This is a genomic window from Paraburkholderia sp. 40 (assembly GCF_050434105.1).
In the GTDB taxonomy this organism is placed as follows: domain Bacteria; phylum Pseudomonadota; class Gammaproteobacteria; order Burkholderiales; family Burkholderiaceae; genus Paraburkholderia; species Paraburkholderia tuberum.
On the sequence record NZ_JBNPVY010000004.1, the window covers coordinates 4,327,880 to 4,341,347 of the forward strand.

At 58.4% G+C, this 13,468-nt stretch carries 7 protein-coding genes and 1 pseudogene; 4 read left to right on the top strand and 4 right to left on the bottom strand.

Annotation, left to right across the window (positions count from 1 at the left end; genetic code table 11):
- Positions 1-853: 853 nt before the first annotated feature.
- The 3 genes from OKW28_RS41890 (at position 854) to OKW28_RS41900 (ending at position 9,409) form a co-directional block, all read left to right on the top strand.
- A complete protein-coding gene (locus OKW28_RS41890) occupies positions 854-3,400 on the top strand; it encodes a hypothetical protein (RefSeq protein ID WP_429454170.1) in 2,547 nt (848 codons plus the stop codon).
- A 5-nt stretch (positions 3,401-3,405) separates the two neighbouring features.
- Positions 3,406-5,160, top strand: coding sequence for a hypothetical protein (locus OKW28_RS41895; RefSeq protein WP_429454172.1), 1,755 nt, complete (start codon positions 3,406-3,408; stop codon positions 5,158-5,160).
- A 265-nt stretch (positions 5,161-5,425) separates the two neighbouring features.
- Positions 5,426-9,409 (top strand): DUF4365 domain-containing protein, encoded by a 3,984-nt coding sequence (locus OKW28_RS41900; RefSeq protein WP_429454174.1) that lies wholly within the window; start codon positions 5,426-5,428, stop codon positions 9,407-9,409.
- 226 nt (positions 9,410-9,635) lie between these two features.
- Here the strand turns inward: OKW28_RS41900 and OKW28_RS41905 are convergent, their stop codons facing one another.
- Together OKW28_RS41905 and OKW28_RS41910 are read right to left on the bottom strand one after the other, a co-directional pair.
- Positions 9,636-9,995, bottom strand: coding sequence for a hypothetical protein (locus OKW28_RS41905; protein WP_429454176.1), 360 nt, complete (start codon positions 9,993-9,995; stop codon positions 9,636-9,638).
- Positions 9,996-10,165: 170 nt separating this feature from the next.
- Positions 10,166-10,990: an SIR2 family NAD-dependent protein deacylase gene (locus tag OKW28_RS41910; RefSeq protein ID WP_429454178.1), complete on the bottom strand. Its 825-nt coding sequence runs from the start codon at positions 10,988-10,990 to the stop codon at positions 10,166-10,168.
- 345 nt (positions 10,991-11,335) lie between these two features.
- On the opposite strand from OKW28_RS41910, the gene OKW28_RS41915 reads away from it, so the two are divergent.
- Positions 11,336-11,974 (top strand): sel1 repeat family protein, encoded by a 639-nt coding sequence (locus tag OKW28_RS41915; RefSeq protein WP_429454180.1) that lies wholly within the window; start codon positions 11,336-11,338, stop codon positions 11,972-11,974.
- Between the two features lie 65 nt (positions 11,975-12,039).
- On the opposite strand, the gene OKW28_RS41920 is transcribed toward OKW28_RS41915, so the two are convergent.
- Both OKW28_RS41920 and OKW28_RS41925 read right to left on the bottom strand, forming a co-directional pair.
- Positions 12,040-12,759 carry an H-NS family nucleoid-associated regulatory protein gene (locus tag OKW28_RS41920; protein ID WP_429454182.1) on the bottom strand — a complete coding sequence of 240 codons (720 nt, stop codon included), beginning with the start codon at positions 12,757-12,759 and terminating at the stop codon, positions 12,040-12,042.
- A gap of 264 nt (positions 12,760-13,023) precedes the next feature.
- Positions 13,024-13,263 (bottom strand): annotated as a pseudogene (locus OKW28_RS41925) (CopD family protein); the annotation flags it as partial.
- Positions 13,264-13,468 lie beyond the last annotated feature (205 nt).

Here is a 13,468-nt window from a genome sequence, read left to right on the forward strand (position 1 = left end):
CGCGGCCAGATTTCTGCGCGCAGCGCGTCCCATGCGAAATCATCACCCCTGTTGCGCGGTATACATACTACTGCCCGTTCCGCGGTGCAGCCGCGCGACTGGTCGGACATCAACGGCAGCGGTCGCGGGAAAGCCGGTACTGTGGGATAGCCTTGAGATACCGGACAGGGTGGCGAAGTTAGCGCCCTGAGGCGAACGGCTGACGGGCGACGCTGGCTCCGAGGGGCATCTCACGATGCTTTGGAACGTGTCTGAAGGCCTCGCTTAGGATAAGGCGGGGCTCAACTTCACCAAGGGGCATTCACAAAAACAGAGACGTACGCTAGGGAGAACGGTCGAACGTAGGAAAGTAAAACAGGCGGCTCACGGGGTTGGAGCGCTTGCGCCGCGAGACCATGCCTGCGAACATAACTTAAGAACTGTGCGCGCTGAGTCTTTTGAGGCGCGCCGTTATTCTATCTAGCGACATACCTGCAAGCGCAAATCGCGAAACAAAAAGATTTTTGAGAGTTGCAATACTTCCTCGCCGTTTTATTGGCAGTGGCGGTACTATGCCATCACATGAGAAAGCTTTTGGCCGGAGATACCGTTGCATCCGATGCAGCTGTCGCATTAACAGCACTTAAAGTGGTGCGATAACCGTCGATGGAGAGTTCATCACGCACGAGCTAGAGGCACGCTCCAACTGTCGGCCAGTTGCGAGGTCATCATCGAACAGCGCGAAATCAGTTTCGACCAATTGAAAAAAATTTAAAACGAAGCGTCGCTTGTGACAAGGGAACGGGAAGACGAAAGTACATCCGTCTTCCCGATAATAAAGAGTAGGTAGTCGTGCTCGGGGAAGATGTTTGCCATGCAAAGGAATCTGTTGTCACTTATTAGCGAGGGACGCCCACGTCACGCGCTGTTCACTACCTACACGTTCAGCATCTCGTGGTTCGAGACAATCATCCTTCCGGCTCTTCGAAAAACCGGCTGCGAGCAGATTGACGTGCTTGTCGACTCGCGCGAGGAGCGCAAGTCCACTGACGAAGCGACTTGTCTTGCCGCTGGCATCGAGTTCCGCGTCATTCCGGTGCTGATGCCGGGCAAGGCGGTCTTTCACCCGAAACTCGTCTACATGATGGGCGACACTCACGACCACCTCGTCGTGTCGAGCGGCAACCTGACGCTCGGCGGGTTCGGGAAGAACCTGGAAGTCGTTGACGCGGTTGCATCCTACCAGGAGCCGGCTGTTTTCGGCGAGTTTGCGGACTTCATTGAAGACCTGGTGTCCCGCTTGGGCTTCGCGCCGGAAAACAAGGCCATTCTGTTGGCGTACGCGCACCGCGCGCGGCAGCATCGAATTGCCGCCGGCGCCATCGACGAGGCGGCGCGCCGCACTTGGCTCGTTCACTCGCTGCGCAACCCAGCTGCGGACCAGTTTGCCGTCCTCGCCGACCGCGTTGCCGTGCCCTCGACGCTCACGATTCTGTCGCCATACCATTCGCCGTCGGGACAGCCCGTACAGAGCCTCGCCGACGTTGTTGGTGCAGCGAATATCCGGGTGGGCATCGGCCGAAATCTGCGCGCTCCATTCGACAAGGCCAGCATGCGCTTCAACCGTGCCGTCGAATTTGTCGCCGCCGGGACCGAGGCCGCCGAGCGGTTCCCGCATGCCAAGTGCTTCGAGCTGCAGGGGCGCGACAGCGCGCTTGTTATGACTGGGTCGGTAAACGCAACCTCGCAGAGCCTTGAGAGCACGACGAATGTGGAGGTATCGCTCGTTCGCCTCCTGGACCAGACGCCCTTCACCTGGGAAGCCGTGCAGCCCATCGAATACAAGCCATGCGATTTCCGCTCGGTGGCGCAGACGGCTGGCGCATCGGTGCAGGCGACCTGGCTGGCGTCGCAGCGTATCAGGGGAGCCGTCTATCCAGCTCCGGGCGAGATGCGCGTCACCCTTGAAGTCCGGGGTGGAGAAGTCTGCCTGAAATCAGTTCCGGATGTTGCGCTCAACGAAAATGGCGAGTTCAGCGTGCTGGTGCCAGACAATGTCGACTACAGGCACGCCCTGCGCGTCATTCTGACGGGAGAGAAGCTGCGGGTCTCCGGTTGGCTCAACGTCGAGGTGTCGCTCGCAGCGTCTGACGCGGAACGCACTCTGCTGCGCGCGGCGCGCCGGATGCGTGACGGCGAGTTCAGTATCGACGACTTCAATGCGGTGCTGGAGTGGGTGCAGTCTGTCAAGGCTCGAAGGCAACCACCGGAACCGGTCGCGCCCTCCGGCACAGGTGGTAGTGGAGGACAGCCGCGCGAGTCCGCTCACCCCCAGCCAGCGTTGACGTACGATGCGTGGCGCCGGTCGTTTGAGGACCTGGAGCCGCTCGGCGCTTCCGCTGCCGTGACACACGTTTCACTGGAAGCCGCTCTGGCATGGCTGAATTCGGACCTAGAAGACGATGAGCCGGATGCATCGGTAGGAGGCGGCAACGATGTGCCCGGCCGCAAGCCGAGGGACGCCGCGCTGAATCGTGGTCGTCGACTGAAGCTCCTCGAAACGACAAAGGATGAGTATTCCGATGACGACGAGGACGAAGAAGGCGGGGACGCCGACGCGCGCGCCAAGGAAGCTCAGGAGACGATTTTCCAAAACTTCATCGCCAAGCTTCCGAACGGCCTGGAAGTCGACGCAAAATCGGCGCTTGTGCCGATGATTGTCGAGTTGACCGGCGGCTCGGTCCTGAAACGTGCGCTCGCAGGGCTGGGTCGTCCGCGCAAGGCAGACCCGAATGTGCCCTCGGAGCTGCTGGTCGTCGATGGATGGCTGAACCGTTACTCGAAGTTCGATTACAGCGCGCAAAACCGCGCGAAGCTGCTGCCATTTTTCTGTGCGATGGCCTGCTGCGCCGCGCATTACCATCAGGATTCGTCGCTCGAAGCAGTCAACGAGGCATTGCAGCGGCTCGCAGGCCGAGCGGTACCCGCCGAAGAAATCGAGCAGCTCGCACTCATCGCGCTGCATTCCCGGTGGTTGCGGCGGATTCCGGTCGAGAGCCATGCCGAAATCGCCTCGTGCGCGCACGTCATCGCCATGTGCGAAACCCTCACTCAGAAGCTCGAAGAGCTCATCGCCGTCATTGTCAGCGGGCCGACCGAAAAGCCGTTGATTCCTCGCGAGTTCGAAAAGGTATTCGGAGCTGTGAAGCAGCACCGGCGCTCGGCGGACAAGGTGTTTGGCAACGTACATGCGCTGTCGAAAGCCTGCCCCTGCTGCTACGTGGCGCTCAAACCCCGGGACATCACCGACCTGCTCGCGCTGCGTGCTGCACTGTGCCCGGGCTGCCAGCGCGCTCTCTTTACGGGTCTCAACAAAGCAGAGCTGGCAAAGAAAGGCCTCGCCGGCCGCTACAAGGGGTAACCGACATGCTCACCAACCCAACATATGTCCCCGCAGTGCCGGACATGGATGCGGCCGACCCGCTGGGCACGGGCGCGCTCATTGAAATGTTCTACCGTTCTATATTTCCTGGCATCAATAACGTGGTTGCCCACGTTCGCATCTATTCGGCTATCTGCTGGATGGTCGGGCGCATTGAAGAGACAGCGGCGGAGATTCCTGGTGTGGACATGCTCGCGCTCTCGAAGACCGGGCTTGAAAAAATCCAGCTTCTGCTGACCTGGTACAACAGGCAGAATGTTGTCGGAATGGCGGGTGCAAACCGGGACTTTCCTACCGACAACAGCCGGAGAACGCTGAGTTTCACCGAAATTGCGACAGCAAAAGTGGCGAGGATTCTTGCCGACGACCCTGGCGCCAAGATTACTGACCTTGGCGTCCAGTTTCTCTATGAGCTGCAGTACGAACCTAGCCTCACCGGAGGGCTCCGATTTCTGGAGCGACATCCTGAAGTCCGTGACACCTACAGGCTCACCGCGGCCGGGAGGAAACTGGCAGACGAGTATGACAAGGTCATTCGCGGTTCAATGTGGTACGACTGGCTCGCCGACCTGAACAAGGTTACTACGCGTTTCGAAGAGGTTCAGGAAATGGGCGACCTGCTCGATGTACGGACTCCCTCGCCAGGAGAGCGACGGGTTTTCGCGAGCGCTTATTACCCTGTGACGAAGGATGACGTCACAGGTAGCCGGGTCCAATACCGGTGCAACGGCGTCACGCTGCTTCTGAGAGCGCTCGAGGCGGAACAGGCGATGCGAGACCCGGGAACCTTGGGGGTCGATGTTGAAGCATTGAGGACCACCATGGCTCGCGGGACGACCCTCCAAGGGGTCCCCGTCAACCTTCAGGGTCTCGAGGAGTTCCAGGGCTGGTGGATGAACCTGCTGCTGCACGAACTCATCCGGCTATCGCTCGACACTCTTTCGCGAAACGTGGCGGTCTGGATTTATGACGCGACGCGGCTGGAATTGCCCCGACGCGACATTGCGATGTGCGCTGAGCAGCTCGGGGAAAGAATGGAGTCCGCGCTGCCGGACAAATTCCGCAGCGATGTCAGAAGCTATGTCGCGCATCTGGATATGCTTCGCGGAGCCACCGCAGAGACCTTCTACGCGGCTTCCGTCGCCGTTCCCGAACTTCGGGTCGACATGCAGTTGGAGAGGCTGCTGAAGGTCTCCAACTTTGACAAGGAAACGGAGGAAGAAAGGGAGGCGCTGGTAGAGGCCTATCGGTCGCTCGTGTTCTGCGCCGTGGAGGCGCTGGTAGAGGCCTATCGGTCGCTCGTGTTCTGCGCCGTGGAGGCGCGGCAGCTCGTTTCCAATCCTCACGTGGAACAGATTGACCTGCGAAACGACCGACTGCCGCTCGCGGTCCTGCGCGGCGTCCTCTCGGATTTTGAGGATGACCGGCCAGCTGCTTTCTTTGCCCACATCATCCAGTTCTACGTCGTGCTGCTGCATTTCAACGTCGTGCGGGAGCGAACGGCGCGCCGCGACGCAAATAACCGGTTTATCTTCACCATCGGTGAAGACGGCTTGGAGCAGGTCACAACCAAAGGCGTGTTCCCGGGCGTGGGACTCGGTGCAGCCCGAAACCGCCTTCGCCAGGCACTCGTCATCCTCGCGCAGTGCGGGTTTGTCGAGAGTAGAGATGGGGCTAGTTCTTTCGTTCTGACGGACGCGGGTCGCGAGCGGCTCACTCGCGGCGTTCCCGATTTTTAACCGGCTACGCCAGCAATCGCAAACTGGCGAGGACTACCGCCGTGTACTTGACATCGTGAGCGAGAACATGGAGCTGAAGCGTGTGCACACTTCAGATTATCCGGAATTCGTCACTCGCGCCGACACAAAAGTGCAGCAGTCGCGCCAAAAGAAAATGAGACGGAACCGCGCGAAGATGGCTAGGGCGTTGAAGCGACCGAATCGAAGATAGACAAGGATTTCACACAGTTACAATACTCATCTCCTCGTAAGCAGGGCAACGCAATTGACCGCCGATACAGCAAAATTCCCAATGGAAGGACAGTCCAAGGAGATTGGACGGTACGCCAGCTATGTATTCGTCAATGCGAAGCCTTCATCATGGATTGAGACCAATCTCGCTGGCGACACGGATTTTGGATTTGACTACCAGGTACAGGTGAAGGACGGCGACCTAGTCAAGTATACGTTCCGGGCTCAGCTTAAGGGCACTGCCGCGCCCAACTGGATAGCGGATGGCGCCATACTGTCGTTCGCGCTCGATGCGTCGACTCTGAACATGTATGTGAACACGGCAGACCCTACCCTGCTGGTCGTATGTGTCGTCCCGAAGTCGCTCCCGCGGCCGTACGAGGGTGACACTTACTTTGTTTGGGTCAATGACGTCCTTCCGGAAAAGTTTGCGGAACAGTTCGACAAGGGGGAGCAGCAGGAAACTTACTCGATACACATTCCGGCTGCAAACAGGCTTACCCCCGAGACGGACTTGACACAGTATCTGCAGTCTCATGCTGGACGCATTCGCGCGGCTGCGAGCCTCAGCGACCTTTTGGGCGAATCACTTATCGCCGGGCCCACCACGGTAGAACCTCTACAGGTTCTGGAATCTTCGCTAGCCAGCCGACCAAATCTCGCCGCAGCGCTAATTGACCAGTCGGAAATCTGGCCGGCTCCGGCACAAGGGACCGCTGTTCAAGCCTTGCTCGAAATCGCTGAGAGCATGCGTCACGGCGCGTGGGAAAGAGCTGCCGAACTACATGGGCGTGTGGACGCGACGAAATTGACCGATGAGGAGCGGGCCGAATATCTGTTTCTGGATGGGAAGCTGCTGAATCGAAAAGGGCTATTTGTCGATGCCGAAAAGCAATTCGAGCAAGCGCATAACATATTCGCAGCGCGTGACATTTACCTGGTCGCGGCCATCGAAGCACACGTCGCCGTGCAATCGAGCGAGGACCCGTCGAGTGTCGGGCCTTTGATAGCTCGACTTGAGGGAAGGAAGTCGACCGTCGCCATCGCGCTGCGCGCGAGACTCTTGGCTGCCTCGGGGGACACGGCCGCCGCCGACATCCAATTGGAGCAACTATCGCGTGCTGACCGAGCCGTTCCGAGCGTCGCGTTGCTGTTCCACGACTCCAAGTTTGAGCAGGCAATCGCCGCTGTCACGCTGGCGCTCGAAGAAGAGAAGTTGAAGCCACGTGACCGCGCGCTTCTTCTAATGCTCCGGGCACGCTGCCGTTGGTACAGGACAATCGGCCCAGTACCAAACCAAAACGAACTGCCGCTTTACGGTCCCGCCGGCGCCGACGTTTTGCCGCTCAAACTGGCGTGGACTGATATAACCGAGGCGCTCCCGACCCTCAGGTCTCTGAATTGGCCCATTAACGGCGACATATTCGCCGACATGGTTACGAGTGTCGCGTTGACGCTGGGGCATGCCAAGGAAGCTTTTCCTGCCATGATGAGCGCCGCGGAAGCGCTGCCGTGGTCCGAAGGGGTTCAGCGGGCTCACGAGACTCTCTGCATGGCGCTCGGACGCATGAAAGACGCGCTACTGGCAAATAGTCGCCAGCCTCAGACTCCTTCGAATTTGGCGCGAAGGGTCGGACTTCTCAGTCAGGCGGAAGAATTCAGCGAGTGCGCGACACTGACCGAAAGGCATTTGACGGAGATTTTGCAGTCGAACCATATGGCGCCTATTGCCATCGGGATGGGCGCGGCTGCCGCTGCCAAGTGCAATCGCCCCCTTGTCGCGAAAAATCTGATTGCAGAGCTATCTGCAAATGCACGTTGGAAAGAATTCGTGGCGTTTTTCAGCGAAGCGATTGACGCGCAACGAAGAGGCAACGATGTTGAACAATGGACGAAGGCGCTCAAGCGCTTGCGATGCGAATTTCCGGACTCCGGGTTCATCGCGCAGAATTTAATTTCGAATCTCAACCCGCACCTATCAGACGAAGCTGAGACCATATTGCAGGTTGTAACCTTGCTTAGAGCCGGCCAATCAATAAGCTTCGACGATACACAAAAGACCGTGAGAGCTCTTCTCACCCTGCGACGTTGGTCCGACGCTCTACAGGAAGCCAATGATGCAATCGACCGCTTTGGCGCGCCGACCAGCCTGCTGGCAATGCGAGCCATCGCATTGGACAGTTCTGGAAAAACCGCAGCAGCGCTGGCACAGTTCGAAGAGGGCATCTCCACATCCGATGCTGCAAGCGAATTGCTGCACGCCTATCTCGGCGTTTGCCTTCGCCTATCAATGTATGACGCCGCAAAATCTGCTATCACCAGTTTGCTCGAGCGCGCACGGAACCCAGTCGACGTCGTCGAACTGAAGCGCCTGCATCTCATCATTGCAGGCGAGTCAGCTGTACCGCAGGAAGAATACATCGAGCTCCTGCGCGACTTCGCCGCGACGGTTGACCAAAATGATTCGGAGCAGGAAGCGGTTTACCTAAGCATCATGGCGCACGCTGCGTATGTTCGCGGTATGGCACTTCCTGCGGAGATGACTGCAGAGTTTGCTGCCAGGCGCGATACCTACTCTGTCGCCTTCCCGGAATCCAAGCAATTTGCGGTCATCCAAACGCCCGAGAACGCCGACGCGGAAGAACTCCTAAAAAGTCTTGAACCAATCTTGGGCGACTGGCGGACGAAAAGCCAGGAGTATCTCCGGCGCGAGCGTGAACTTAAAGACGGCAGACTTCCAATTGCCTATATCACAAGGGCGGGGTTCGCCATCCATTACATCGGGGACCCCTTGACGTTGTGGGAAGTGGGTAAGGCGGCACCGGCCGACCAGCGGCAGTTCTTGCTCACCATGCAAATTGCACAAGATGAAAATCCGCCGTTTCCGAACCCGATAAAGCCTCCCGCGCTTGATTTGACTGCGCTAATGGTTCTCGATAGCCTCAATCTGCTGCATGTGGTGCTTCGCGTATGGAAGAACGTCGCTGTCGGACAGCTTACCGTTTCGTACTTGTCACAGCTCGCGAGCAGTGACCTCGAATCTGCAAGGGGAACAAAATCTGCCAAGCGCATCATGGCCTTCATCCGCGGGCACGTCGCAAACATCGAACAACCACGGGTCGAACTGCCTGCACGTCGCGGCCGTCTTCACCCGGCGAATCTTGTCCAAGAGGCAGAAGCTCTCAATCGCGCCGGTTACTGCCTGTACGCAGACGACGAGCTACTGAGACTCGCTTGCAAGGAATTTATAGGCGTCAAGAATTCCTTTTGCACCCTCGACTTTCTTCGATGGGCCGAGGAGCGCGGGCATCTGCCCATTGACACCGTGTGCCAAGCTTACGCGCAATTGTGTACGTGGCACGTTGGCGTTCGCGTTCCCCTTGGCGTGTTTCTCGCTCCGCTCGCCGGCCCGGTGCCCTCAAGCGGTTCACTCAGACAAGTCGCCGAAAAGCTTGAGAGAAACGAACTATTTACCGTGCTTTCCCGTGCGGTCTGGTGGCCCGACAAGGACTTCTCTGAAATGTTGGGTCATATCGGTGCTGTGGTCGTCCGCATGCTTGGCACCGATGACACGAGCGATGAATTGGTTGCAGTCGTATGGGGAGCGTGGCTCTCAAAAATTCAGTTTGCAAAGACTGGCGCAGGCCAGAGAGAGTACCGAGCCGCATCTCTCTTCCATATTGCGACGCAACTCGCCGGCACACCGATGCGCAGGCTGTGGAATGCCTACAAGGCTACTGTTGAACTCGAATACGGCGAGAGGATGGACAAGGCAAGAGAAAGAGACGCAGTCCAGCAGGCAGCGGTATTTTCCAGCACCGTGTCCCTAGAGTATTCTCCTATTGATGGGGCGAATGTCGTTCAGAATTTGCAGAGCTGCATGGTTGAAGGCACGGAAGAGGCAGAATGGTTCTCAAGCGGTCTTCTCAGTTCCATCGAAGGGCTGGCGCAGCGAGACCGACAGGTGGCGCAAGCCACGCTGGAAGCAGTGCATAAAGCGTCACACAATACGAACTGATACATAGATGGTCAAAGCGCCAAGTTGAGTTGACGCCCGCTAGATAAGCGTTAGCGCGCAAGCGGACCAAGTGGCCGGACGACGGTAGGCGATGTACGTCTCCATTAGGAAGCGCTGGCTGGGTCGCCGCAGCGGTGGGGGCCAAGCCGCAATTGCGGTTTCGTCCGGTGGTCTCATGAGTCAGGCCAAAGCCCCGGGATGGCTCAGTAGCGATTACCTCACCCTTTCAATGCGTCGGTTTCTTCGGAGACTTATCGGCCACTTCAAACATCAATTGTCGCGTGCGCTTGATGACCCAAGCCATCTCGCGCTGCGAAAAGTCCCACTCGCCAGCATCGACCTTCAATCTTGTACCCTTCTCGGCCCGGGTCAAAGCCACTTCTGGCGACAGACCAGAGGTAGCAATCTTTCGCGATACGTACGCGGATAGCTGACTAGCAAGGTCCTCACACGCGTCATAGCGCACCCGCAGTTGCTCCTCCGAGAGACCGTTTAGATAACGCCCATCGACTTCGCGAACGAGAAGTTTTGGTTGAATCCCGGTTACAGAACCTGGGTCCGGTTCTCTCGGAAAATCATCAGGCACACGTCGGTCCGTCATCTCGTTCTCTATAGCTGTGGCAACGGCCGAATCGGTGTGGCCATCGGACACCCTCGCATGTCGTCGCCCCCGCACGCGATTTCGCGCAGCGCAGCGCGAACACATGGCTGCCGAGGTGTACCCGCACTATGCAGTTGGCTGTGGTTTACGAAAACTCACAGCTGGGCGTCAAGCATTTTGAGCGTCGCAGCGGCGGCGCCTTCTAAGCCCACTCCGTGCGACGGTTTCGTATTCGACTCCCGAAGGTTGATTCGAATGAGCCTCTGCGCCGAGAATCGTTCGCTGAAGCGTCGTACCGTGGGTAGGGCTTTCCCGGCGCCCACTTCCACAACAACAAGCTTCGACACGAAAGAAATCCAGGCTGCAAGTCGCTGCTGCTGTCTCTCATAGGGAAGGCCAACCCACCCCCAGTCTCCGAACATCAGGATATTTGGACGCGCGCGAGCGCCACAACGAGGGCAACGGGGCATCGGGCTCTCCAACTCGGAGGTCGTTTCATTTACGAGCGGATGAAAATCTCTCGCCGACCAAGTATCGTCCGTACAGCTCTCCAAACATTGGAGTGCGTGAATCGACCCATGGCATTCGTGCACACGGTGTTCTGGGAACCCGGCCTTTTGGAATTGCCCATCGACGTTGCTGGTGAACACGAACGCGCCATGAGTCATTCGGTCCGCCCATCTGCGCAATATCGCAAAGCCATCGTGTGGAACGGTGTCACGATAAAGCCTCAATCGGTGTCCGTAGAAGCCCCAGGTCAACTCAGGACGTTTCGCGAAACTTGCAGGGTTTGCCATGTCCTCGAACGACAACCCTTGGTGCTGAAGTGCGGGATAGGCACGCCAAAAGCCTTCGCTGCCGCGAAAGTCAGGTAGGCCCGAATCGACACCCATACCCGCGCCCGCGGTAATTAGAAGCCCGTCGGCCTCTCGCAGCCAGGCGGCAGCTTTCTCGAGCTTTTCATCTTGCGAATCGGTCACCTCTCACTCCAAAAAGGTTACGACGACTGTCGACGAAAATTACTTAGACGTTCTGCCCAGTAGCGTGAAACGGTTTCGCCAGTGGTGGGACCCACCATGTGCGAGTATTGCGCATCGAGTTGATGCCGGCGAGCGAAAAAGGTCCCTGCCGAAAACGCTAGGCGCTTCGGCGTAGTGGAAGCCAGCAGAGCCGCGACGGAGAAATCAATGAGAACCTTGCTCGGGCAGAGCGGCAGTCACCGACTTGAGCTATAGCGAACACAGCCCCGCCCGGCTTGGGGCATCGGACAGCAGTAGCGGTGAGGTATCATTGTGCGCATCACTCACCACAGGACGCGAAATCTGATGTCTGTAGATTCCAGCTGGTTGGGCCAAATTGAACGTGAGTGGGCACAACTTCGCCAGAGCGACCCGGCACTCGACATAGAAAAGTTCTTCCGGCACGTTGTGTCAGCGAACAAGGTTGGATTTCTTTCACTTGAATCAATCGCGGCCATTGCGAATGGCCTGCTCACAAGCCCGTTGCCGGGCGCACCCTATCTCGGCCGGCGCCTTCTTGAACGGGTTGGCCCTGACCGGCACCCGTCGCTCCGGGTCGCCCTTGCACTGTCTCTTGTCACGGAGACAGGTGGGCCTGCCGATTTCGAGGGCGGACACGTCATTCTGGGCGATGTCCTGAAGGACGATATGGCGACCGACCCGCTTCGCGGCATGGCGGCAGCGGCTCTTGCGGACAGCGCGAGGCTTGGTCGTGGCATGGACGCCGACCTTGAGATGGCCAAGGACATGTATGCCACGGCCTTGGAGCTTGGACACCGGTCGGCCGCGTATAACTTGGGCTTGTATTGGGAGGGACGCTGGGGTACGAGTGCTCCCGGCGACGTCGTCCCCGACAGCACAAAGGCGGCACAGGCCTACAAGCGTGGTGGTTCGAACGCAAAATGCGCCGCCCGCCTGGACGCATTGCGGACCCGTTCGAGGTAAACCACGCCAATCGCGCGTGCCGACGCAAAAAAAAGCGAGCTCTGTGTGCTCGCTTACACGGTCGATTAAGCAGCCGCAGCTTCCGGCGCAGCCGCGACATTCGTCGTCGTGCCCACCTTTTTGGCGCCAACCAGTTTCTTCGCCGGTGCCTTCTTCACTACCGCCGCCTTTGTCGCGGGTTTCTTCGCGACGACTTTCGGCTTGCTCGCAGCGCCAGAATCTGCAACTCCGCTAACGCTAGCAATCAGAAACTTTGCCCGGTCTTTCGCACCGGCTAGCCACGCCGGAGCCGGACCGCGCCCGCTCCAAGTCGCACCGGACTTCGCGTCGCGATACTTAGCCGGCTGCGGACCTTTCGGCTGACCCGTGCCAGCAGCGGCGCCGACTGACGACGAGACCTTCTTGCCCGCAGTCTTGGCCTTCTTCGCACTTGCCACGCCTGCAGCGACGGCAGCATCGGCGCCATCCTGAATCAGGAACCTGCTGCGGTCCTTCACGTTCGCAATCCATCCGGGGGCGCGCCCGTGCCCGGACCAGGTGGCGCCAGTTTTCGGGTCCTGATATTTCGCTCCGGAAGTCTTTACGGCGACCGCAGATTTTGGCTCGGGCTTCGGTCCGCGTTTCTTGCCACCAGCGTGCGCGTCAATGTCAGCAGTCGTTAGACCGTGCGTTGACATCAATTCGCGAATCTTTTCGATGACGCCCGATGACTGCTTTTTAATGAGCGCGTCGGCCTGCTGTTCGAGTTTTTTGATTTTTGCTTGCAAGGATTCCAGCGTGGTCATTCCCGCCTCCGTGGTTGAGATGCCCGCACTATGCCATGCCAATGATGCGGTGCGCTACTTCTGGCTCGAGGGCGGAATAGATAGTCGCTACATCACGCAGAGCCCCACGTTTCTCTTATGTCCGCCTTGAGCAGGCGAAAAAAAGGCCCGACGCGTGGTCGAGCCCGTAAAGGATGGAAGCGCCCGGCGGCGGCAGTCATTCCGTAAAACACTGATTCGCCGCTGGGACACCACCATCTGCGTGGAGGGGTGAAAGGTCGCCTGTCAGGCAGAAGTACCTGCTAAAGGGCTCGAAACAAGAACTGCAGCCACAATGAGCACGGCGGTCAGCACGACTGACTCAACCTCAAGGACAAATGCGAAGCGCTTCAAAGGGCGGCCCGCCGGTACAGAACGCGAACCGTTCAACGCTCCGAGCAGTTTTGGCATTTCGACGACCCGGTTATGACCTCCAAGTGCAGCTGCAATGAGCACGAGTCCGAGCTTCAGTAGAAGCACCTGTCCGACGCTTCGGACAGAAGCTTACCCCAAGCGTTCTGACGCCGGGATGGCTGCAAGATGACTGATTTTTCACACTCGCGAAGATGAACGAAGTGTCATGGTGCCGTTATCTTGTGGCCGTTGACCGATGCTTACGCTGGCTAAAGTCTCCTCCCAAGAGAAAGTTGGGACCCGTTGACTTATGCGCATACTCATTATTGAAAGACGA

Coding starts and splice junctions, on each gene's coding strand:
- OKW28_RS41890 (WP_429454170.1), top strand. CDS start 854: ATGCAAAGGAATCTGTTGTCACTTATTAGCGAGGGACGCCCACGTCAC.
- OKW28_RS41895 (WP_429454172.1), top strand. CDS start 3,406: ATGCTCACCAACCCAACATATGTCCCCGCAGTGCCGGACATGGATGCG.
- OKW28_RS41915 (WP_429454180.1), top strand. CDS start 11,336: ATGTCTGTAGATTCCAGCTGGTTGGGCCAAATTGAACGTGAGTGGGCA.
- OKW28_RS41920 (WP_429454182.1), bottom strand. CDS start 12,759: ATGACCACGCTGGAATCCTTGCAAGCAAAAATCAAAAAACTCGAACAG.